Source organism: Oceanospirillum sediminis (assembly GCF_014164585.1).
Lineage (GTDB): Bacteria > Pseudomonadota > Gammaproteobacteria > Pseudomonadales > Halomonadaceae > Oceanospirillum > Oceanospirillum sediminis.
The window spans coordinates 1-23,824 of the sequence record NZ_JACJFM010000033.1 but is presented as its reverse complement, the minus strand read 5'-3'; the positions used below and the strand labels follow the sequence as shown (position 1 = coordinate 23,824).

Here is a 23,824-nt window from a genome sequence, read left to right as displayed (position 1 = left end):
GAAGATTCAATCCGCTGGATAGTCAATCTGGTGGGCAACTCTGAGCTACAAGGAGGACTGTAGCCAGACAGCGACATTGAGTGTAAAGAATGACAAGACTGTCGCAGGCAACAGAGCGGCAGCACAAAGAGGTCCCATATTATAGCGCAGACCGATAACCGCATAGATACTGAACATGGGCATACAGGCCAGAGTAATGGCAACACCCTGAAATACAGGAGGCATAGGCGGCATGATTAAAATCATAATCAGAATGCATAATGGATGAAGCAGCTGCTTGGCCAGTACAATCAGACTCAGATCCGTCAGCATACCTTTAATACGGATACCTACCAGCATACCACCAATAGTAAATAGTGCGATCCCACCAACAGTAACAGCAAGCATATCAATCACTTTTACTGCGACAGCCGGTGGTTCTACAGACAGTAATGAGCTGAGAGTCCCCAGGGCGATAGAAATAATAATAGGGTTTTTCAGCAGCTTAGCGACAGACTGCATCACTGCCCGTGCAAAACTTTCGTTCTTGTTCATTCCGGTATCTGCTAAGGCCAGAATAAAGGGCAGCATCAACAGGTTTTCAACAATCAAGGTCAGAGCAAAAGGCACCAGTGCAGCGGTTCCGAACAGCTGGATAATAATAGGGTAGCCGACCATCAGACTGTTGGAAAAGCTGCCGCCCAGACCAAACATGGTGCTTTCTGTTAATGACTTTGACAGTGCTTTTCTGGCAACCAGAAATACGGTGGTGAATGCCATCATAGAGCCGATGCCGTAAACCAGCAGATAGTCATAATGAAGAATATCCTGAAAGGAGCGTTCGTTCAGCGCCTTAAATATGGCTGCTGGTAAACCAAAGTTCACTACAAACGCTCCCAGTGTCCTTACACCGTCTTTCTGTAGAATATTGAAGCGTACAGCACAATAACCAATCAGTATCAGGATAAAAATAGGGCTGGTGGTCGAAAGAATATGGGCAAAACCGGCTTGATCAGACATGGTAATAACTTATCTATCGGGTGTTGGGTGCATGGCAGGCTACTGCAAAAAACAAAATTAGTAAATATGTTAATTAATCTTGAGGAAATGTACTCAATGAGCCTGAGTTGAGGCAGAGTGTTCAGGTTTGTTTGTCATCACGTTGAGCTGGCATGATTTTCATAGGGGCGTCTTCTTCTGCATCAGACTTGCACTGAGAAATGTGATATCAGATAACCGAGCATCGCCTTCAGCTTTGGTGTGACGCCTTTTCGGCTGGGGTATATGGCATACAGTGGTAAAATGTTCCCTTGCCAGTCAGGTAGTACAGGTATCAGTTTTTTCTCTTGCAGAGCCTCTTCTGCCATATAATGTGGCAACAGAGCGATGCCCATACCTCTGATACAGGCCTCACGCACAACCATATAATCATCACAGGCCAGCTTAGGCGTTATTGTGTATGTTTCAAATAATGCCTGAGATACAGCTGACTCAACGGGCGTTGTTTTATCTTTCTGTATCCGGGTTAACGGCCAGACGGCCTTATTACTGACGGCATTCATCAGAAGAGCGGCATGATCGGTTAACTCATTTGGATGGCCTGGTATCTGTCGTGTTTCGAAATAACAGGGGCTGGCAAAGAGCCGAAGTTGTATCTGGTACAACTGTCGGGCGATTAAACTGGAATCATCAATATGGCCAACCCGAATGGCCAGATCAAAATCTTCTTCAATAAGATCAACCCGGCGGTTGGTCAGCTGTAGTTCAATGTTAGCTTTTGGGTAATCCTGATTAAAATCAGCCAGTAACGGCGCTATTAACTCAATACCTATGGTATTGGAGGTGCAGATACGCAGTTTGCCCTGTACTGAATGTGTACCAGAGGCAACACTATCAAAACTACTGGTTAGCTCTTCTTCAATACGCTTTGCGTGCCGATAAACTTGCTCACCTATTTCCGTCAATCTGAGACGACGAGTGGTCCTTTCCAGTAAACGAACATTCAGATCTGTTTCCAGTCTGGATATTTTTCGACTGATATTGGATTTAGGTAGTTCATAGTGTGCTGCTGCACGAGTAAAACTTCCCAGTTCTGCCACTCTGGCAAATACCAGGTAATCATTAATATCAGTGATTCTGTTTCTGAGCATGACGTTATTCTGTCCTTGTTACTAAAAGGTCCGAGAAGCTATTGTTACCTTAAATAGGACAGTGTTGTCTATTTTAACTTGTTTATAGCTTATGAAGAGATCGATAAACTGAGTACAGAAACATTAATCAGCAACATAGCAGGAAGGATTGTTATGAAAGTACTTCAGTATCATGATTTACCTCAGGGTGGTTTCAATGGCCTGGAAGAACGTCGTTTTGTGACGGATCGGCGAGTGTTTGGCAGCCATAAAATTCCTCAGACTTTTAATGGGTTAGGTAACTTTGTTTACCTGGCTGATGCCAGTTTTTTGCCCTATGGCGAAACCAGAATGCATCCTCATAAAGAGATAGATGTGATCTCTGTTATGACAAAAGGAGAGATTAATCATCAGGGGTCACTGGAGCATGGTAGTCATCTGCAACAGAATATGGCACAGGTACAACGTGCCGGGGGAGAAGGGTTTTCTCATAATGAAGTGAATCCGTCTGCAGCGCGCAATCAGTTGATTCAGATCTGGGTTTTGCCAGATGAGATGGGGGAGCCAGCCGGTTTTAAAACCTATCGCTTTGAATCTGGCAAGCTGACGAAAATATACGGAGGTAAAAAGAATCAGTCAGCAACATTTTATAGTCAGACCGGAATCAGCGTCGGGCTGGCAAATACAGGGGATACATTCAGTCTGGAGGGAGAAGTTATGGCGTATCTTCCTGATGGAGCGGCTCAGATTAACGGAGAGAAGCTTGCTGCACAAAGCCTGGTCTATGTCGATCATGGCCTTGAGTATAAGGCACTGGAAGATGATAGCCATGTGATTTTTATCTATCATGATCAGGAATAATCTGAGAGTACTTTCTAAGGATAATTAATGATGAAAGTTGTGATTATCAGACGGATTATGTCCCGAAAACTCTTGTTAAAAGCACAGTAAATGATAACAGGGGTGACACTGCTCAGTTTTCGTCAGTTTCTCATCGTTTCATCACAGCGGAAGAGGTTGTAGCATAGAGTTCATTATCAAGTAAACTAATCAAGGGATTGTGTATGGAGCAGGTTACAGAACAGGCACTACCTGATAGTCAGGACTCCTCCAGCCTTGGCATACCTCATCTTAAACGTTTCTGGCACAAGCACCAGTTAAGTAAACTCGGGCAGTTAGACCAAGGGTTACAGAAGCAGGAATGGCCTTTGGATCTCATTCTGATTGATGAGCTGAATCTGGGACTGGAGCCTGCCATGACGAAGGTATATCAGTCCTCCCGGCTTTCTGATTTTGAGAGTTTTGTGTTATCTAAAAATGATGGCTGTATTAATTCGGATGTTGTTCAGAGGTTAGAAAAAGCGGTGATGCCTGCTGCCTCTCTGTCGGGGCAGAAAGATCATGTTGAGTCAGTACTGACAGATCAGCAGATGATGTTCTGGCAGGAAAATGGCTATATAGTCATTCCTTCTGTTCTGACGCAACAAGAATGCGATGAGGCATTAGAAGAGATTGGTACGTTTCTGAACTTTTCATTACAGGATCCGGGCAGCTGGTATCTGGATCATGATGATAAACAACTGATTATGGTCCAGTTCTACGATGGTCTGATTCAGAAAAAGATACGTGCTAAAAAAAATATCAGAGCCGTTTTTGCGCAGATCTGGCAGACCAATCATCTTACAGTGACCTTAGATCGGGTCAGTGTTAACCCTCCTGAAACAGAATCCTGGCGGTTTCCCGGACCGAGTATTCACTGGGACATGGATCATTTTAATCCTCCAATTCCTTTCCGGACTCAAGGGTTAATTTATCTGACTGATACTGCTGAAAATCAGGGCGCTTTCAGCTGTGTACCAGGCTTCCATTTGCAGATAGATGACTGGCTTTCATCATTGCCAGCCGACGTTGACCCTCAGAATCAGAACTGGTCTGAATTTAATGTTAAGCCCATTGCGGCTAAAGCAGGTGATCTGATTATCTGGCATCATGCATTACCTCATGGCAGCAGCCCTAACGTTGCCCAGAGTCCCAGGGTCGTCCAGTACCTTAATATGTATCCTTTGTGCGATTCATAAATATAAAATCAATCCTGGATGGCCAGCCGTATCACTTCCAATCTGGTTGGAAGTGATGGATTAATCTTTCTGACGGATTAAATCCAGAGTGGCATATACTTTAGACATTATCTTCTGCCAGCCGAATGCTATTCAGCCCGGAGCAATCGAGAATCAGTATTTTTCCCCTCATGCTTCTGATGATACCCAGCTCGTTAAATTCAGCCAGAATACGGGCTATAAACTCCCGCGATGACCCCAGGTCTGCAGCAATTTTCTGTTGTGTTGCATGAATCATAAAGTCGGAAGATGATCGCATAACCAGATAGCCCGCAAGGCGCTGGCGTACAGTCTGTACATGGCTTTGCTCCAGTTCTGACATTAAGCCAAATACTGTCGAGGACAGGGCTTTGATCGTAATGTTCTGGATAGACGCTTCAGTACGGAACAATTCCCGATAAATATCACCGGATATCATACTGACAGTGGTTTGTTGATCGGCGATAACCCAGGCGGGATAAAGAAAGTTATTAAACAGGCTATTGGTGGCCAGAATACAGGTTTCTCCCGGAGCAATATTATACAGAGTAACCTCTTTACCCTGTTCGCTGATAGCATAAACCCGTAACAGACCGTCTGAAACAAAATATGCGCCCGAGATAGTATCTCCACGATCCAGAACTCTGTCATTGGGCTGAAATGTCTTTGTAGTCAGTTGTGAAAGATATAATGAACGACCTTCTTTGCTCAGCTGCTTAACGAGATTCATTTTGTCGTATTCCTGGAGATAAAAAGCTGGCGCTAATGCACAGAGCGCTGATAACGCCAACCTTTGGTGATTTATCAATAATCAGTTAAGTATCCGGGTAACCTGGTCTGTTGTTAATACTCCATTAGCAATCATGCTGTAATTGACCAGAGCTGCGTTATAGGCTTCTTCACCTGGGGCTGCGACCGCATCTTTAACCACATAAACTTTGAAGCCATTTTCCATCAGTGAGCGCATATGAGAATCCACACACAGGTTGGCAACAAGCCCTGCCAGAATCACGGTGTTAATACCGTGGGAGCGTAGCTGGTAGATCAGATCATTACTTTCCGGGCCATACATTTTGTGCGGACCGGCAACGATTGTCTGGCCGTCTTTAATATATTTTTTGTAGGGTTCGTAAAAATCTGCGCCTGTTCCTTCAAAGCTGGCCGGGTCCAGTGAATCTGCATACAGGGCACGCATTTCCAGCAGTTGTTTCTGTAATGTACCTGCCTGAGACCAGTTAAGGTCGGGTTTGGTGTAAACAAGGGGATCAATGGCTAACTGAACATTGGTCGCTTTGGCTGTCTCCATCAGGGTTTCAATATTTTCAATGGTATTCAGACGCTTCATATTGGGAGCAACCAGTGCAAACAATTTGCCTTCTTCATCCAGAAAGTCTTTCTGAGGATCAGTAATCAGAATGGCAGTCTGAGCTTTATCAAGCACGGGCAGTACGGTATCTGCAGCAAAAGATACGATGGCATTGGCCGCAATACATAACCCGGCAGTCAGTCCGATAATTGTCTTCTTCATAGTAATATTCCTTGTAATCCGATAAACGTGACCACTAAAGAATATTGAGATTGATATCTGTGTTATGTAGCTAAAGATACACAAGAAGAAAAATTTGTTTTATCCGGGTAGAAAAGGCTTTGATACCAGGAAGAATGTTGCTGTGTATGATGTCAGAGGCAACGGTAAGCAAAGGGTGTAAGAGGTCTTAATGATCAGAATCAATGGTGATAAGAGCAGGAAATAATGATATTCAATATATCTTTATTTCCTATGATATATCAGCGTTTTCAGTATGTTGCAGAAATTACTTTAGCTTTTAACAGTAAGGCTATCGGTAAGACTGGTTATCGCTTTAGCCAGTTCATTGCGCAGATCTGCATCTGATAATGTATTGCTTTCCTGATCAAAGTTGTCGTAGAAAGAAGGAACTGACATTGAGGCCTTAACCTGGCCATCAAAATAAGGGGCAGAAGTCACTGCTGCCTTCAGTACATTCTGGGCACCACCAGGGCCTGGGGATGTTGCCAGCATCAGTATGGGTTTACCCTGCCAGACTTCCATATCAATACGTGATGCCCAGTCAAAAATATTCTTGAAGGCGGCGCTGTATGAGCCATTGTGTTCTGCAAATGACACAATGAGCAAATCGGCATCGCCAATCTGCTGTCTGAATTGATGAGCCTGTTCTGGAATACCGCTATTTTCTTCACGCTCTGGACTGTATATGGGCATTTCATAGTGATTCAGGTCCAGCACTTCGACACTGGCGTCTTTGACCTGGTTTGCAGCATAAGTGGCCAGTGTTTTATTGATTGAAGTAAGACTGTTGCTTGCAGCAAATGCGATGACTTTCATAATTTTCTCCAGGCAGTAAATTTTTATTCGGAGCGATGTTGTTCGATAGTAACTTCGTTATTTGTGTTGCAGCTTAGTCCGTTCCAATTTCTAAGTATAGGTGTGAAAATAAAACATAGTGTTTCATATATAGAACGATTAATGGCATGAATAATTTGAATGATATGGTGATCTTCGCCCGAGTCGCTGAGACCGGCGTGATTTCAGAAGCCGCCCGTGCACTGGGTATACCTAAATCCAGAGTCAGTCGCAGAGTCAGTGAGCTGGAAAAAGAACTGAATATCAGGCTGATTGAAAGAGGAACTAAGGGTGTTCGCCTGACTGAGGCCGGGGAGCTGTTTTATCAGCATTGCCGACGTATTGTTGAAGAAGCACGCAATGCCAGTGAATCGCTGCATCGATTGACAGACGTCCCCAGAGGGCGGTTAAAAATTAATGCGTCCATTTCACTGGGGCAGTTATTACTGGTGCCCAGGTTACCTGAATTTCTTCAGCGTTTTCCTGAGATTGATGTCGATCTGATTCTTGAAAACCGAACAGTCGATCTGATTGCTGAAGGTTATGATCTGGTTTTGCGAGTCGGAGACTTACAGGACAGCGACCTGATCAGTCGGCATCTGGCCAGTTATGATATGTCTTTTTTTGCCAGTCCGGATTATCTGGATAAGCATGGGCGTCCGCAGAATATTCAGCAATTGCATGAACATAAGATGCTGACAATGGCAATTGATCGTATTTTCAATGAAATAAAGCTAATCTCCTCTGGGGAAGAGTATACATTTCGTCCAGAAACCAGGGTTCGGGTGAATGATCTGGATAGTATCAGACAGATGGTACTGGCCGGGTTGGGGATCGCATTTATGCCCGGATATCTGGCAAGTCAGGCGATAGCACAGCATCAACTGGAACCGGTGTTGCCAGAGTGGGGGAGTAAAGAGCAAGGATACTATCTGCTTTATCCCAGTCGTAGCAGTATGACGCCTAAACTTAAGGCGATGATCGATTTTTTGCTGGAGTCTGATTTTGCCAGCATTTCTCTATGATTTCTTACTGTTTGATTCTGATTCAATGTCATCAGATGTAATGTTATACCGATCCGGCATTTGTCATCATTACAGCTTCTTAACAACAACTGTCAGTGTTTTATGAGGTTTATGATGCAGGGAATCTCCTGGACGTCTTTATCCGGTTATGGTCGTAGTGTACTGGCTGCCGGATTAATTTCACTTACAGCAGGTTGTGCCGGGACGCATTCACAACCTGAAAGTGCCATGTCAGCCAGCTCATCTCCTGCTGGAAATGTTTTAGTGTCAGTTCCTGAAACAGACTGTGAAATACGTGTCTGGTACAACTACCAGGTGGTGGCTATTCCGGTTATTAATGAACGCTGGATCACAACAGGATTGACTCTGGAAGAAAGGGCCCGTCGTGCTTTTGATACGCGCCACAGGGCTCGCATGAATGCCCGGTATATGATGAGCTCTGCTGAAGAGATGAAAGCGCTGCAAGCCAGAGATATGGAGAAATATGGTAATCCGGATGGGCCGACATTTGAGTATCTGGTTCAGAAAAGCCTGAACAAAGGTGTTGATCGTGACCAGGCTTATAAAAAGATCATCGCCAGTTCGGCCAGAACGGATAACGGTTACAACGAAGAATGTCAGTAGCGCGCAATACCTGATTTAACACGTTAAGTAATCGGGGATCGCCTGATGGTTATCTCCGATCAGGAACAGGCAAAGCAGTTCAGACATTGATTTGGGCTGCACCATCCAGCCGTTGCTGCTTCAACTCATCAAGTACCTGGTACATAGAAGGCAGAATTTTATGGCCCAGGGCCCGGACTTCATTACAAGGTTCAACCAGATCTGGAATTTGATAGCTGATCATGCCAGCAGAGACGGCTGAACGAACACCATTGTTAGAATCCTCAAATGCGAGGCAATGTACAGGCGCAATATTTAACCGGCTTGCTGCCAGCAGATAGATTTCCGGATCGGGTTTGCCGTGACTGACTTCGCAGCCTGTCGTGACATTATCAAAATATTGTTCTAATCCGGCCAGAGCCAGCTTTTTTATGGCTACGTCTTTCACGGTAGAGGTGGCAACAGCTGTTGGAATATTCATTGCCTTCAGCCATTCAAGCAGTTCAATAACACCTTGTTTAATGGGAATGGACTGATGTTTTACTACTGCATTGTAGCGGGTGCGCCATTCATTATGTAAACGATCAAAATCATCAGCATAAGTATTCCGGAATATCTGTTCTATTCCAGCAGCATTACGACCAATAATGGACAGATAAATCGCTTCGTAAAAGGGCAGACCCTGAACTTCACAGGCTTTTTTAAACTCGCGCATACAAACCCGTTCGGTATCCAGAAGCAGTCCGTCCATATCAAAAATAGCCGCTTGATAATTCATTGGTTGATACAGCATTACTGATACATAATAAGAATCAAAGCCCGTTATTTTACGGGCTTTACAGATAGACAGGACTGTGACTCAGGATTAAATTCCCAGATCATTTAACAGGTCATCATGATCGCTATTACCATTGGCTTCACTGCCTGAGCGGCTGGCACTTTGCTGGCTGGTTTCAGCAAGAATATCATCCGGATTTTCCTGTTCCATATCTTCAAAGTCGTGCAGTTTAATAAACTCCGTTTTATCCATCGATAGTTCCAGATAGAAAATATTATTACTTTCTGTATTAAACGTTACACGGCGGGACTGAGGCTGATCCAGTGTGGTGTTAACAGAGATCTGAACCTGTTTATTAATGGCCATCATTTTCGGCTGGCTCTGGGTGATGGAGGTGCGCAGTCTGTGGCGTACTTTGTTCGTAAAGTCACCGACAATCTGGTTCATAATCTCACCCATGACATCGCTTACCTCATCAGACGTATGGATCTGCGCCAGTTCGTTTTCCGGCATTCCCATACTTGTCAGGTATTTACGATAGATCTCCATTGCCGATTCAGCGGTGAAGTTGATAATCACAAGACCGGAGAAACCACCATCAAACAGTACGAAACAACCGATATCCGGGCGTAGGCAGGTTTTGTTGATCTTTTGCACCATAGGGGAGTAGTCAACTTTCTCGTTTCCTGCATTACCCAGTACTTCCGTTACAGAGTGGCAAAGAATCAACAGTACTTCTTCTGTCGTAATAGCACGAGAGCGTTTGGCGGTGGCAAGCTTGTTCACTGTAAACTCCTTGTTCGGTTCGAGCTTAAAAAATCTTATATATGAATCTTACTGCCTTTTATTGAGAAATCATATGATTGCGTGTCTGATTGCAGATTTTTAGTGTCAAATGACGCGACAACGAATGTACCTTTTTCTATGTACAGAATGCAGGCGTAGTTTCTCAGATGCTGCCATTGTATGGATGAACAAACAGATTGTCAGTGGCCGTCAGATGAGAACAAAGTAGCTGATAAAGGAGCAGGCCGTCATTGCATCAGAATATACCCTGGTGGGTATATATGCCTTTGCGATTGAAGAGGTATCTTAAGTGGCATAAAACAGCAATGTAATAACCAGAATCGGGGGCGTCTATGTCAGCACCTTCTCATACCACATCTTATTATGCCGCTTCGGCCAATGATCAGACCATCAGGTCTCCGCTAGAGGGTGAAGTGTTCGCCGATGTTTGTGTTGTCGGTGCAGGCTTTACCGGTATATCTACCGCTTTACATCTTGCCGAGAAAGGTTTCAATGTTGTTGTTGTTGAAGCGTCTCGCATTGGCTTTGGCGCTTCCGGGCGAAATGGTGGCCAGATTGTCCACAGTTATAGCCGTGATATTGACTTTATTGAGCAGAATTACGGTAAAAAAGCCGGTGAGCAGCTGGGTTCAATGGCCTTTGAAGGTGGAAAGATTATCCGCCGCCTGGTTGAGCAATATGATATTCAGTGTGATCTGAAGCCCGGTGGCATTTTTGCGGCCTGTAACAAAAAGCAGATGAAAGAGCTGGAAGAGAAAAAATCACTGTGGGAGTCTCACGGCCACCATCAGCTGGAACTCTTATCTGCAGATTCTATCCAGGATCATATTGGCACAGATCGCTATGAGGGCGGTTTACTGGATCACTCCGGTGGTCATTTTCATCCTCTGAATCTGGTGCTGGGCGAAGCCGCTGCATTTGAATCTCTGGGTGGTGTGATTTATGAAGCTTCACCTGTCACCCGGATTGAAGAGGGGATTAAAGCGAAGGTACACAGTGCAAAAGGCTGTGTTGTCGCTGATTTTGTTGTAGTGGCCGGTAATGCCTATATGACAGGGCTGATTCCTGAAGTAGAGCAAAAGGCAATGCCTTGCGGTACGCAGGTTATTACTACAGAACCTCTGCCTGAATCGCTGCAAAAAGAGCTGTTGCCTGGCGATCACTGTGTCGAAGATTGTAATTATCTGCTGGATTACTATCGCTTATCCGGGGATGGACGCCTGATCTATGGCGGCGGTGTCACCTACGGTGCCCGCGAGCCGGATAAAATTGAATCTCTGGTCGTACCAAAGATGCTGAAAACCTTCCCTCAGCTGAAAAATGTCAAAGTGAATTATGCCTGGACAGGTAACTTCCTGCTGACACTGATGCGTTTACCTCAGTTTGGTCGGGTAGGGCATAACGTCTATTACGCACAGGGCTATAGTGGTCATGGTGTAACCTCCACTCATCTGGCTGGTCAGGTATTGTCTGATGCTATTCAGGGCCAGGCAGAACGTTTTGATGCTTTTGCCAGTTTGCCTCAGTATCCGTTCCCGGGTGGTCGGGCACTGCGCGTGCCATATACTGCAATGGGAGCGGCTTACTACAGCCTGAGAGATAAACTCGGTATCTGATCACTGTCATATTTCTGGCAAACAGCTGTTGCCCGGTGGCATGCAGAGTCGCTGAAGCCAATAAGCTGTTTTTCCGGGATATCCCGGAAGTTTGATAATAACAAGTACTTTACATAACACTCTGAAGTCTGGATCTGTTCAGAGTTACTTTTAGTCATTGCTGAGGTGTTGTCGGGTTTATTCTATCTTCCTGCCGGAAGGTCAGATGGCAATAAATCCACAACACCTGGCGACAGAATAACAACTAATATAATAAGGTAATGTTATGAGTAGTGAGATTACTCAGCCTATCTCGATTCGAGAGTACGACGACAATCGTATGTCTGATAGCCCTGTTCGATGGATTCTGTTTTATGGCCTGATTATGGCCGGATTTGCCTGGTTATCGACCCTGCATGTAGAAGGCGAATCTTATGGTTTTCACAGTATTTTACCCGTCACTCTGATTCTGGTGGTGGCCGCCATCAGTAAAAAAGCACTGGAATCTCTGTTTGCCGGAATTATTGCCGGTCTTCTGTTACTTGATCCTGCCAATCTGTTTACCGGGCTGGGCGATATATCCATGACGGTGGTGATGGATGAAACCATTGCCTGGATTGTTCTGGTGTGTGGCATGATGGGCGGTCTGATTAATATTCTGGAACGTGGCGGTAGTGTACTCAGTTTCGGAGATCTGCTGGCCACACGTATTAAAGGTAAACGCAGCACCATGCTGACAACCTGTGTACTGGGTATTCTGGTTTTCATTGATGATTACCTGAACTCCCTTGCCGTCTCAGCTTCCATGAAAAACCTTACTGATCGTTATAAAATCTCCCGGGAAAAACTGGCCTTCCTGGTCGATTCAACCGCTGCTCCGGTATGTATTCTGGTACCGGTATCAACCTGGGCGGTCTACTTTGCTGCTCTGCTGGAAGAGAATGGTGCTGCCAAAGAGGGCGGCGGTATGATGCTGTATATCGAAGCTATTCCTTATATGGCCTACGGCTGGCTGGCTCTGGTGATTGTTTTTCTGGTGGCCGCAGGTTTCCTGGGCGATCTGGGAGCGATGAAAGAAGCTGAACAGCGGGCTCAGAATGGTCAGCCTGTCCCGGATGGCATCAAACAGGATGGTTTTGATACTTCGGGTATTAAAAAAGTCCCTCCGATTGTTGGTCTTTTGAACTTCCTGTTGCCGATGGCGGTTCTGATTGGTGCCAGTATCTATTATGAAGTGGATCTGCTGCTGGGTGCTCTGGTGGCATCATTATTCACTATCGTGCTGTATTACTGGCAGCGACTGCTGGATTTTACGCAACTGGTGGATTCTATGCTGGATGGCTTTCGTGTCATGCTGCATCCCATTGCTATGGTCTGCGCAGGTTTTATGCTGAAAGAGGTTAATGATCAGCTGGGCATGACGCCTTATATCATTGATTCTCTGTCCCCTTATCTGTCCAAAGCAATGTTACCGGCACTGGTATTTGCCACGATGGCTGCTGTTGTTTTCGCCACAGGTTCCAGCTGGGCTGTCTATGTGATCACTCTGCCTATTGTATTGCCTATGGCCCTCGAACTGGATATTTCTATGCCGCTGGTAGTCGGTGCATTATTGTCATCGTCTGCATTTGGCAGCCATGCCTGCTTCTTCAGTGATTCAACGGTGCTGTCGGCTCAGGGATCGGGATGTACGCCTATGCAGCACGCCGTGACTCAGATTCCCTATGTATTAATCGGTGCTGTGCTGGCCTTTATCAGTTTTCTGGTGCTGGGCTTTATGATGGCCTGAGTGGATTGATAAATCCGGAATGGAAAACTGATCTGATTTCGGATCAATAATTGATTGAATTGAAAATGTATGACCAGGTGCCCCTGCTTCCTTCGGATGCAGGGGCGTCTGGTTTCAGGTTTATTGACTGCTTATTAACAACGGATTGATGCCGTCACAGAGGTTTGTATGACAATACGTTCTCATCGAATGGCTCTGATTATGCTATTGCTGGTCAGTTTTGTATGGGGCGCTGAATTTGTTCTGATTGATATGGCGATTGAAAGCCTGCCGGTGAATACTTTTAATGCTTTGCGCTTTACTCTGGCAGGATTATCTTTGATCCCGCTGTTTCTTTTATCAGGGGAGAAAGTCCGCAAAGATCAGCTGCTCCCTGTAATACAGAAAGGTGCGATTCTTGGCGCTATGCTCGGCTTAGGGTTTTATACCCAGACAGAAGGACTGTTGCATACCAGTGTGTCTAATGCCGGTTTTATTACAGGGCTGAATGTACCTCTGGTGCCCGTACTGGGTTTCCTTATTTTCAGAACCGCTGCCAGTCGGGCTGTCTGGGCGGGTGTATTGTGCTCTACTCTGGGTCTCTATTTGTTGACGATGGGAGACAAACTGGAATTCAACTATGGCGATTTTCTTGTCCTGATCTGTGCTTTTTGCTTTGCTATTCATATTGTGATGACCGGGCGTTATGTGGGTTCTTTACCTGTGATTGCGCTGAGTATCAGCCAGTTATTTGCTGTGGCTATTTACAGTAGCTGTGCCGCAATGTTATCTCCTGATCCGGCTTTTTACTTGCCCGGCCATGAAGCGGTCAGCTGGCAGGAACAACTGACAGATCCTATCATTTTTTCAGCCATTACTATTGCTGGTATGTTTGGAACGGCCTATGCCTATTGGGCGCAGTCAGCTTGTCAGCAAATTCTGCCGGATTATAAGGTTGCTCTGGTCTTTGCGACTGAGCCTGTATTTGCGTATATCACTGCCTGGCTGATATTGGATGAGACACTGGGCATGATTGGTGTTGCGGGTGCAATCGCCATTGTGATCGGGATGCTGGTGTCGGAACTGGGAGACAAAAAGCATCCTCCTGAAATAAGTCCTCTGGATCATACTGCGACAGCCAATCCGGAGCTGGCTTCGAAAAGTGCCGAGTCTCAGAAAACGGCATAGTCTGATAAAAAAATTCCAGAACGGACAATCATATAATTGTCTGCTTCTGGTGTTTCTGAAGTACCATCTCTGATTTTAACTTTATCCGGGTGATACTCTTATCACTCGGATGTTTTCTCTGTCTATAACTCTCTGCTGGCATTTATCACACGATATGCCCGACGAACTTGTCTGATTTTCTGCACTTACTGACATAATGTATTCCCACGGATGTTTGTGTTATCAGGAAAACGATAATTTTTAGCTGATCAATTCCATATTGTGAAAAACTTTCTTGATTTTCAGTCAGGTAACACACTTAACTATAAATAGTCAGTTAAGAAAATACTCTTGCAGACCTGATATGTGAAATTACGCACAGGTCTGGCTGAGTAGCGATAAACCTGGTAAGACTGATTGCGCCTGAAAGGCTTTCTGTATTGTTGCGTTTACCCTTACCCTGGCGCTGATACAGGATTGTTCCGGGAGTACTGAATGGATAGTAGCAAATTGAATGCGATGTTAACGGCACTGATGAATAGCTCTCAGGCTGTTATTTTTATTAAAGATCGTCAGGGAAAGTATCTGACTGCCAGTGAAGGTATGGCCGAAGCAACCGGTATCAGGCGGGAGAGTCTGGTCGGCATGACCGATTTTGATCTGTTTCCGGGGGATATTGCTCTCAGACTTAAATCCGATGATGAACGCATCATGCTATCTGGTGAAACGGCTACTTATGAAGAAGAGGTCCATCTGAGGGGCAAAGTCTGTTATAGCATGACTACAAAAGGTCCCTTACTGGTTGACGATAAAGTTGAAGGGGTGTTTGTGATATCCCGCGACATCAGCCTGATTAAAGAAGCCCAGAAAGCCCTTCGGGACAGTGAACGTCGTTATCGGGATGTGTTCAATCAGCAATTTCAGTTTATTGCCGTGTTATCCCCGGAAGGTCGTGTTATTGATATTAATGAGCTTCCCCTGACCACTTCAGGTGCCGAGCCTGAAGACTTTCTTGGTAAGCTTTTCTGGCAGACACCAGCCTGGATTCATACTCCTCAATGGGAGCTTATCTGGAAAGAGCGCCTGCAGACTGCCGAACAGATGGATGGGCCACTGTTCACTGAGGATACTTATCAGAACCTGGCCGGAGAGACCCGGTATGCCGATACTTGTACACAGGCGATGCGCTCTGAAGAGGGGCACTTAGATGGTTTTCTGATTCAGGCTAAGGATACAACAGATAAGAAACGGGCCGAATTACGCATTCATTACGAACACGCTTTGCAGGAGAAGTATCTGCATACCATGCAAAGTATCATGGTCGCTCTGGATACTGATGGCATCATTCGCATTATTAATCCCTATGCCTGTGAGCTTTTAGGCTATCAGGAAGAAGAGTTGATCGGGAAAAACTGGTTTGATACCTGTTTACCACAGCCTGAGGCGATGGAGGAAGTATACCCCTTCTTCCTCAGTATTATGCGTGGCGAGCATCCTTCCATTGAATATTATGAAAATGAAGTCCTGTGCAAAAGCAGGCAAAAAAGACTGATCGCCTGGCATAATACGACTCTGGAGGATGAAGCTGGCAATATTATCGGCAGCCTGAGTTCTGGTCGTGATCTGACGGACCAGAGGAAGATGGAGGCCAGTTTATTCCATCGTCTGGAACTGGAAGGGGCTCTGGCAGAAGTATCGGCTAATCTGACACAGTCCGGAGTTTCTGGCCTGGATGATGAGATTTATAAGGCGCTTCAGGTTCTTGGAAAAGCGGTCAGTGCGGATAGGAGTTATCTGTTTCAGGTTGATCATGCCCATCAAACATTTTCTAATACTCATGAGTGGTGTGCTGAAGGGGTAAAACCTATGCAGGATGAGCTGCAATCCACGCCAGTCGGTCATTTTCAGGGCTTTTTTGAAAAACTACACCAGAATGGATTTATTTTTGCGACTCAGCAGCCACAGCCCGGATTGGAATCGTTAAGCGAATTTATGCAGGAAAGCGGAATCGCTTCCATGATCAATGTGCCGCTTTATTACGGTGGTGAATATCATGGCTTTATTGGGTTTGATTCAGAAAGCAGCAGTTTGCCCTGGCCTGATGAAGATATCAGGTTACTGCAGACTGCAGCTGAGGTGTTCAGCGCGGTTTTATCCAGGCTGCAATATGACCTGAAAATAAAGCAACATACCCACTATCTGGAATGTCTTGATCGAATCTCTTCAGAGATCGTTCAGCAACAGAGTACTGAGCTGTTATTGAAACGTTTAACGGAGATGATTCTGGATATTTTTCAGGTAGACAGAGCCTGGCTGGTTTATCCCTGTGATCCTCATGCGCTTTACTTCAAAGTACCTGTTGAATCGACTGTTCCTGGATATCCCGGTGCTTTTGATCTGAAAATAGATATTCCCATTGACGATTTCTCTGCAGAGTTGATGAGACAGTCTCTGCTCGATGAAAATAAACCCTTTCTTATTCATATGCCGGACAGTGACGAGAATATTCCGGATTATGTGCATGATCTTTCTATCAAAACTCAGATGATGATTCCGCTTCGACCGGCAGGTGATACGCCCTGGTTATTGGGAGTACATCAATGCAGTCAGCATCGTAAATGGGAGGAGTGGGAGCTTTTACTATTTACATCAATCGCAGAAAGAGTTTCTACGGTTTTATCGAATAACCTGTTGTTATCCCGTGTGCGTGACAGTGAACGTTATCTGCTTGAGGCTGGGCATATTGCCAGTCTGGGCTACTGGGAGCTGGATATTGCCAGTGATATCGCGCAGTGTTCAATCGAGGTTGAACGTATTTCTGGTCTGCCTTTTACTGGCAATGATGGGCGTGATTATATGAAGCAGCTGGTGATTGAGCAGGACTGGCCGTTGGTGGCTGAAAGCCTGCACCGGGTGCTGTTTGAAAATCACAGCTCATTTGAGATTGAGTTCAGAATTGATCGGCCTGACGGCAAGCGTCGCTGGATATACTGCAAAGCAGCCCGGCAGAACTCTTTGCATGATGGCAAAGATAAACTGGTTGGCATTATTCAGGATATCACCTCCCGTAAAGAATCAGAGGAAAGTTTACGCCTTGCAGCCAGCGTATTTGAAAACACGGCAGAAGGCGTGATCGTCTGTGATAAAGAGGGCAATATTCTGGATACCAATCCGGCGTTCACTGAGATCCTGGGTTATTCAAAACAGGACGTTATTGGCAAGAATCCTCGCATCTGGAAATCCGGGCGTCACGATAAGACGTTTTATGATGCCATCTGGAAATCGATTAATGAGACAGGGCAGTGGCGTGGAGAGATATGGAATCGCCGTAAAGATGGCAGTGTGTTTCCTGAGTGGCTGAATATCAGTAGTGTCTGTAAAGATGATGGTGAACTGACTCACTATATCGCTGTGTTTAACGATATCAGTCAGCTTAAACAGTCTCAGGAAGAACTGGATCATCTGGCTCATCATGATCCTTTGACAGGGTTACCGAATCGACTGTTGCTGAATGAACGGCTGGAACAGGCTATTCTGCGGGCGAAGCGCAAGAGAGCACAACTCGTTGTGGTCTTTGTTGATCTGGACCGCTTTAAGCATATTAACGATAGTCTTGGTCATCTGATAGGAGACAAACTGCTGTTGGAAGCGGCAAACCGTCTGACCGGATCAGTTCGTCAGAATGATACCGTAGCCCGTATTGGGGGCGATGAATTCGTTCTCCTGCTGGAGAATATTCACTCGTCCAGAGATGTTACTGTCGTTGCTGAAAAGGTGATTAAAGCATTTAAGGTTCCTTTTCAGCTGGACAGTCATGAAGTGAGTGTCACCACCAGCCTGGGAATATGCGTTTACCCTCAGGATGGTGAAGATAGTACTACTTTACTGCGCAATGCCGATACCGCGATGTATCAGGCAAAAGAACAGGGCAGGGACGACTATCACTTTTATACTGAAGAACTGACTCGCAATGCATTTGAACGTGTGCTGCTGGAGAATAATTTACGCCAGGCTATTACGAATAATGAATTTTATCTGGCCTATCAGCCACAGATTGATCTGACCTCCGGGCGAACGATTGGCCTGGAAGCTCTGATTCGCTGGGAACAGCCTCAGGCTGGTATGGTTTCACCGGCAAAATTTATTCCGATCGCTGAAGAAACTGGCCTGATTCATCCGATAGGACGCTGGGTACTTTATACTGCCTGTCGTCAGGCTAGAGTCTGGCTGGATGCGGGCCTTGATTTTGGCCGGGTTGCCATTAATGTGGCCGGGCCTCAGATTCAGCGCGGTGAGTTGGTAAAAGAAGTTAAAAGCGTTATGGAAGAGACCGGGCTGGAAGCCCGGTATATTGAACTGGAAGTCACAGAGTCGTTCATTATGCAGCGTGCTGAATACGCCATTGCAGAGTTACATGAGCTCCGGGCAATGGGGATCACCCTGGCTATTGATGATTTTGGTACGGGTTATTCATCGCTGAGCTATCTGAAAGCATTACCTGTACACAAACTAAAAATCGATCAGGGGTTTGTGCGTGATATTCCTGATGACAGTGATGATATGGCAATTGCCCAGGCTGTGATTGCGCTGGGACAGAGCCTGGGTTTGATAGTAATCGCTGAAGGGATTGAAACCAGAGAGCAGGCTGACTTCCTGTTGCAATCCGGTTGTGAGGAAGGTCAGGGTTATCTGTTCAGCCGACCGGTGTCAGAGGTGGAAGTGGTGACTTTTTTACAGCAACGTCATTATTCTGATGAAACTAACATAAAGCCAGATCACCACTGAAGTTAGCCAGATCTGATCTGAACTAATACAGGTTATTGCACGATGGCTTAGCCAGTCTGGTTTGTTTCCGGGAAAAATTGCCTGGATAACAGGCCTGATAAGCGCAGCATTGTCTCGGTATCGGGGCGGGGATGAAGCTGTAACAGCCCCAGAAACTGGGCGTAACTCACTATAGCGATATCCTGGGCCAGTGCAGGATCAACCCCTAGCTCAATGTAACAGTGTTTAAGGTAATCCTGACGTTGCTCATCCACTCTGGCCAGATAATCTGAGAGTCCGGGTTCTTTCAGTGCCCAGGCCCGGATATGCATTTCTGCTTCGATATCATTATCTGCAATGACCTGATCCAGCTTTTCCAGTCGTTGCAGAGCATCAGACTCTGTGTCGGCCTGTTCGATAAAGGCCATTGTCAGCGTTTGATACCAGTGCTCCATCAGCTGACTGATAAAATCCTGCCGATTCTTAAAATGATGATAAAAAGAGCCCTTGGTAACTCCTCGGGCTTCACATAAAGGCATAATCTTCAGGCTATCAGGCCCTTCCTTAATTAACTGCTGCAGGGCGAATTTTAGCCAGTGTTCACGGGTATTCTCTTTAGAACTCATAAATGCTGATATAACCTATATGCGTTTTTTCTTTACGGCATTATGCAGCACAGCACGAGCGATCAGCCAGTGAAAAGGGCGAATAAATTGCAAATACAACCAGCCGGTTCTGGTTTTGGGATTGACCAGTGTTGATACGATTGCACTGGTATCTGTTTTACTGACTCCAAGATAAAACTGCATATGTTTGTCTTCTGAGTAACTGATAATATCCTGCTCTGATTGATGAATAATGCTCAGAAAACCCACCTGATCACCTTCCTGCAGACGTTCAGGTGGTGTTTGTTCCATCAGATTGCCCTCTGTATTAAATCCCAGACTTCTGACCAACCGATTTCTTATTGCCATCATGTTGTTCACCCAATCAGGCATATGGGAGAAAATCGCTATCTGAATCTGATCCGGGCGGAGTTCCGATTTCTGTAAAGGAACGGTCAAAGCATCATGGAAATAACGTTTTTGCCGCTTTTCTGTCAGGTAGTGTGATTCAGGAACGGGTATATCCTTTACTTGCCACATGAGTGCTCCAGAAATGTCAGAGAATGTTTTACTTGATAAACCATACCATACTGTATGGTATGGTTGTTGGCAATTAAAGAAAATGAGCAACTGGCTTTATCTTCTGAAAGGAACTGGCTACGGCTGGTGTGATAAATACTTTGGGGGCTGACCGTGGAGTATACATATGAATATTGAGGCATCTGAATTGAGATTAGCGGGGAATGGGGTGTCAGGCCCATTCCAGGATAACTTTGCCAGATTGCCCTGATCGCATCACGTCAAAGCCTTGCTGGAATTGCTGAATATCAAAATGATGGGTAATAACAGGAGTGAGATCCAGCCCTGATTGAATCAGGCTGACCATTTTGTACCAGGTTTCAAACATTTCCCGTCCGTAAATCCCTTTTATAATCAGTCCTTTAAATATTACCTGATTCCAGTCAATTGCCATGCTGGAAGGAGGAATCCCCATCAGAGCAATGCGTCCACTATGATTCATCAGTGACAGCATACTGTTAAAAGCCGCAGGTACACCGGACATTTCCAGACCGACATCGAAACCTTCGCTCATTCCCAGTTCTTCCATGACATCTTCAAGCTTTTCTTCTGCAACATTCACCGCACGCGTGACGCCCATTCTGAAAGCCAGATCCAGCCGGTAATCATTGACATCCGTGATGACCACATGGCGGGCTCCGACATGTTTGGCGACGGCAGCCGCCATTATTCCGATCGGGCCTGCTCCTGTGATCAGTACATCTTCACCAACAAGATTAAAAGAAAGGGCAGCGTGAACGGCGTTGCCAAAGGGGTCAAAGATTGCAGCCAGATCATCGGATATTTCATCCGGGATCTTAAAGGCATTAAAAGCGGGAATAACCAGATATTCTGAGAAACACCCTGTTCTGTTGACACCAACGCCTATGGTATTGCGACATAAGTGAGTGCGGCCACCCCGGCAATTGCGACAATGACCACAGGTAATGTGGCCTTCGCCGGATACTCTGTCGCCCTGTTGGAAACCGCGCACTTCCTGGCCTATCCCTACCACTTCACCGACGTATTCATGGCCTGTGACCATAGGGACCGGGATGGTATTCTGTGCCCATTCATCCCAGTTATAAATATGGACGTCAGTGCCACAGATTGCCGTTTTCCGGATCTTAATCAACAGATCATTGTGGCCCAGCTCTGGCATCTCAACGTCTGTCATCCAGATGCCTGGTTCTGGTTTTAATTTAGCGAGGGCTTTAATGGTCATAACATAGTTTTCCTGAAGTCAGTGCAATAACGAGGCTGAAGCAAAATACCCGATCAGATAATCCGCATCTCCTGACCCACTTCAATAAAGGCATCTATTGCCTGATCCAGTTGCGTCTGGCTATGGGCAGCCGACATCTGTGTACGGATTCTGGCTTTACCGTTGGGCACCACAGGATAAGAGAAGCCGATAACATAAATACCCTTTGCCAGAGCACGGTCGGCAAATTCAGCCGCGATTCTGGCATCCCCCAGCATAATCGGAATAATGGCATGATCTGCTCCGGTCAGCGTAAAACCTGCCTGAGTCATACGGTTACGGAAATGTCTGGCGTTTGACCAGAGCTGATTGCGCAGGTCAGCACTTTCTTTCAGCAGATCCAGAACACGAATGGACGCAGAGACGATGCCAGGAGCCACAGAATTAGAGAACAGATAGGGGCGGGAACGTTGACGGAGCCAGTCGATCACTTCTTTTCGGGCGGATGTGTAGCCACCTGATGCACCACCAAGAGCCTTGCCCAGTGTTCCTGTGATGATATCAACACGATCTGTGACACCGTGAAATTCAGGGGTGCCTGCACCTGTTTTGCCCATAAAACCCACAGCGTGGGAATCATCAACCATTACTAAGGCGTTATATTGATCTGCCAGATCGCAGATGCCGGGAAGATTGGCCACGATGCCATCCATAGAAAACACGCCATCCGTCACAATCAGTTTGTGGCGAACACCGGCATTATCAGCCGCTATCAGCTGTTGCTCCAGTTCAGTCATATCATTATTGGCATAACGGTAGCGCTGAGCTTTGCACAAGCGAACCCCGTCAATAATCGATGCATGATTCAGTGCATCTGAAATAATGGCATCGTTTTCGTCCAGTAAGGTTTCAAACAAACCGGCGTTGGCGTCAAAACAGGAGGTGTACAGGATCGTATCCTCTTTCCCAAGAAACTCAGATAACTTCTGCTCCAGGGTTTTATGAATATCCTGTGTGCCACAGATAAAACGAACAGAGGCCATACCAAAGCCATGTTCATCCATGCCTGTTTTTGCGGCTTCTATCAACTGAGGGTGGTTGGCAAGACCCAGATAATTATTGGCGCAGAAATTCAGTACTTCTTCTCCGGAAGAGATACCGATGGATGCCTGCTGGCTTGAAGTGATAATACGCTCCGGTTTGTAAAGCCCGGCACTTTTCACATCTTCGATCTGTTTCTGAATCTGCTGGTAAAAGGTATCAGACATACTCTCATTCCTTCTTAGTGTTAGCTGCCGGATGAAATCACTGCAGCACCAATCGGTTGGGAAGTGAAAGCTATATTAATTAAACCATAGGACGACTATTATCCCTTTGGGTGGAAAATCATTCATGAATTTGAGGCATAAATAGAAGATAGTTTTATGATTAATCAGAAATTGATTGCTCTTCTGCCAGATCTGGCGGCATTTATTCTGGTTGTGAATGAGGGCAGCTTTACTGCTGCCGCAAAAAAGCTGAATGTTACGCCTTCAGCTTTGAGTAAGCTGATCAGCCGATTGGAAAACGCCTTATCTGTTAAATTGTTTGAAAGAACAACACGTTCTTTAGTGATCACTCAGGCCGGGCAAAAGGTATATGACCAGAGTCTGATGATGGTCAATGCAGCTCAACAGGCCGTTGATCTCTCTGTCGCTGATCATACTGAGCCATCGGGTTCTGTAACCGTTGCTGCACCAGAAGCTTTTCTGAACTCTGTGTTACAGCCATTAATTCTGCCATTTCTTGAAACATACCCTCAGATTCAGCTCAAGCTGCGAGCGGCAGATGGTGATATTGATCTATTGAGGGATGGTATCGATATTGCTTTTCGTCTGACTGATAAGCCCAATGAAAATCAGGTGCTTAAAGAAATCAGTAAGACCTACCTGGTACTGTGTGCCAGTCCTGAGTATCTGCGGACCAGAGGTATACCTGACCATCCATCAGACTTAGAGCAACATGATTGTTTGTTTCTGGCAGAAAACGAAACCGATCACTTGTGGGGCTTTGTCAGAGATGATGAGTTTCTGACTGTGGCTGTCACCGGGCGTTATGCTGTCAATCACTCACAAATGAGGCTCTCCGGTGTTAAAAAGAGTTTGGGTATTGGAATCTTCCATGATTTTGTAGTCAGAGAAGCTCTGGAGGAGGGAAGTGTAATAAAAGTGCTGCCTGACTGGATGATTAAGAGTAACTATCACGGGGCTGTCGCGATGCAATACAGCCAGACTCACTGCTGTCCGGTTAAATATAAACCAGTTCCATTGACAGCTGATCGGGGGCTTCTGGAGGTGATGAATATCCAGCTGAATCAGGGTGGA

The 23,824-nt window shown here is 45.7% G+C and carries 20 protein-coding genes; 9 read left to right on the top strand and 11 right to left on the bottom strand.

Going from position 1 to position 23,824, the window contains the following annotated elements:
• Positions 1-45: 45 nt before the first annotated feature.
• Both H4O21_RS18940 and H4O21_RS18935 read right to left on the bottom strand, forming a co-directional pair.
• Positions 46-999, bottom strand: coding sequence for an AEC family transporter (locus tag H4O21_RS18940; RefSeq protein WP_182810459.1), 954 nt, complete (start codon positions 997-999; stop codon positions 46-48).
• A gap of 182 nt (positions 1,000-1,181) precedes the next feature.
• Complete coding sequence (locus H4O21_RS18935) at positions 1,182-2,129, bottom strand: LysR family transcriptional regulator (protein WP_220495742.1); 948 nt, start codon at positions 2,127-2,129, stop codon at positions 1,182-1,184.
• A 153-nt stretch (positions 2,130-2,282) separates the two neighbouring features.
• Between H4O21_RS18935 and H4O21_RS18930 the strand changes: the two genes are divergently transcribed.
• Both H4O21_RS18930 and H4O21_RS18925 read left to right on the top strand, forming a co-directional pair.
• Entirely contained in the window at positions 2,283-2,969 is a 687-nt protein-coding gene (locus tag H4O21_RS18930) for a pirin family protein (protein ID WP_182810458.1), read from the top strand.
• A gap of 203 nt (positions 2,970-3,172) precedes the next feature.
• The gene (locus H4O21_RS18925) at positions 3,173-4,186 is read left to right on the top strand and encodes a phytanoyl-CoA dioxygenase family protein (protein ID WP_182810457.1); all 1,014 of its coding nucleotides are present in this window, start codon (positions 3,173-3,175) and stop codon (positions 4,184-4,186) included.
• Positions 4,187-4,286: 100 nt separating this feature from the next.
• Here H4O21_RS18925 and H4O21_RS18920 read toward each other — a convergent pair whose 3' ends face one another.
• From H4O21_RS18920 to H4O21_RS18910, 3 genes are all read right to left on the bottom strand, one after another.
• Complete coding sequence (locus H4O21_RS18920; RefSeq protein ID WP_182810456.1) at positions 4,287-4,934, bottom strand: Crp/Fnr family transcriptional regulator; 648 nt, start codon at positions 4,932-4,934, stop codon at positions 4,287-4,289.
• Positions 4,935-5,015: 81 nt separating this feature from the next.
• Complete coding sequence (locus H4O21_RS18915; protein ID WP_182810455.1) at positions 5,016-5,732, bottom strand: cysteine hydrolase family protein; 717 nt, start codon at positions 5,730-5,732, stop codon at positions 5,016-5,018.
• A 291-nt stretch (positions 5,733-6,023) separates the two neighbouring features.
• Positions 6,024-6,569: an NADPH-dependent FMN reductase gene (locus H4O21_RS18910; RefSeq protein ID WP_182810454.1), complete on the bottom strand. Its 546-nt coding sequence runs from the start codon at positions 6,567-6,569 to the stop codon at positions 6,024-6,026.
• Positions 6,570-6,715: 146 nt separating this feature from the next.
• Between H4O21_RS18910 and H4O21_RS18905 the strand changes: the two genes are divergently transcribed.
• The gene (locus H4O21_RS18905) at positions 6,716-7,612 is read left to right on the top strand and encodes a LysR family transcriptional regulator (RefSeq protein WP_182810453.1); all 897 of its coding nucleotides are present in this window, start codon (positions 6,716-6,718) and stop codon (positions 7,610-7,612) included.
• A 111-nt stretch (positions 7,613-7,723) separates the two neighbouring features.
• Positions 7,724-8,236 (top strand): hypothetical protein, encoded by a 513-nt coding sequence (locus H4O21_RS18900; RefSeq protein WP_182810452.1) that lies wholly within the window; start codon positions 7,724-7,726, stop codon positions 8,234-8,236.
• Positions 8,237-8,315: 79 nt separating this feature from the next.
• Here the strand turns inward: H4O21_RS18900 and H4O21_RS18895 are convergent, their stop codons facing one another.
• Both H4O21_RS18895 and H4O21_RS18890 read right to left on the bottom strand, forming a co-directional pair.
• Positions 8,316-8,993, bottom strand: coding sequence for an HAD family hydrolase (locus H4O21_RS18895; RefSeq protein WP_182810451.1), 678 nt, complete (start codon positions 8,991-8,993; stop codon positions 8,316-8,318).
• Positions 8,994-9,080: 87 nt separating this feature from the next.
• Positions 9,081-9,779, bottom strand: coding sequence for a DUF3334 family protein (locus H4O21_RS18890; RefSeq protein ID WP_182810450.1), 699 nt, complete (start codon positions 9,777-9,779; stop codon positions 9,081-9,083).
• A gap of 353 nt (positions 9,780-10,132) precedes the next feature.
• On the opposite strand from H4O21_RS18890, the gene H4O21_RS18885 reads away from it, so the two are divergent.
• From H4O21_RS18885 to H4O21_RS18870, 4 genes are all read left to right on the top strand, one after another.
• Positions 10,133-11,416, top strand: a complete 1,284-nt coding sequence (locus H4O21_RS18885) for an NAD(P)/FAD-dependent oxidoreductase (RefSeq protein ID WP_182810449.1) — start codon at positions 10,133-10,135, stop codon at positions 11,414-11,416.
• A gap of 265 nt (positions 11,417-11,681) precedes the next feature.
• Entirely contained in the window at positions 11,682-13,184 is a 1,503-nt protein-coding gene (locus H4O21_RS18880) for a Na+/H+ antiporter NhaC family protein (RefSeq protein WP_182810448.1), read from the top strand.
• A 168-nt stretch (positions 13,185-13,352) separates the two neighbouring features.
• The gene (locus tag H4O21_RS18875; protein WP_182810447.1) at positions 13,353-14,351 is read left to right on the top strand and encodes a DMT family transporter; all 999 of its coding nucleotides are present in this window, start codon (positions 13,353-13,355) and stop codon (positions 14,349-14,351) included.
• Positions 14,352-14,825: 474 nt separating this feature from the next.
• Complete coding sequence (locus H4O21_RS18870) at positions 14,826-19,115, top strand: PAS domain S-box protein (protein ID WP_182810446.1); 4,290 nt, start codon at positions 14,826-14,828, stop codon at positions 19,113-19,115.
• Between the two features lie 47 nt (positions 19,116-19,162).
• Here the strand turns inward: H4O21_RS18870 and H4O21_RS18865 are convergent, their stop codons facing one another.
• The 4 genes from H4O21_RS18865 to H4O21_RS18850 form a co-directional block, all read right to left on the bottom strand.
• Positions 19,163-19,720 (bottom strand): TetR/AcrR family transcriptional regulator, encoded by a 558-nt coding sequence (locus H4O21_RS18865; protein ID WP_182810445.1) that lies wholly within the window; start codon positions 19,718-19,720, stop codon positions 19,163-19,165.
• Between the two features lie 15 nt (positions 19,721-19,735).
• Positions 19,736-20,239 carry a DUF2867 domain-containing protein gene (locus tag H4O21_RS18860; protein WP_182810444.1) on the bottom strand — a complete coding sequence of 168 codons (504 nt, stop codon included), beginning with the start codon at positions 20,237-20,239 and terminating at the stop codon, positions 19,736-19,738.
• A gap of 211 nt (positions 20,240-20,450) precedes the next feature.
• A complete protein-coding gene (tdh, locus tag H4O21_RS18855) occupies positions 20,451-21,476 on the bottom strand; it encodes an L-threonine 3-dehydrogenase (protein WP_368737572.1) in 1,026 nt (341 codons plus the stop codon).
• Positions 21,477-21,535: 59 nt separating this feature from the next.
• Positions 21,536-22,729: a glycine C-acetyltransferase gene (locus H4O21_RS18850; protein WP_182810442.1), complete on the bottom strand. Its 1,194-nt coding sequence runs from the start codon at positions 22,727-22,729 to the stop codon at positions 21,536-21,538.
• A gap of 156 nt (positions 22,730-22,885) precedes the next feature.
• On the opposite strand from H4O21_RS18850, the gene H4O21_RS18845 reads away from it, so the two are divergent.
• On the top strand, positions 22,886-23,824 hold a 939-nt coding region (locus H4O21_RS18845; protein ID WP_182810441.1), incomplete at its 3' end, for a LysR family transcriptional regulator.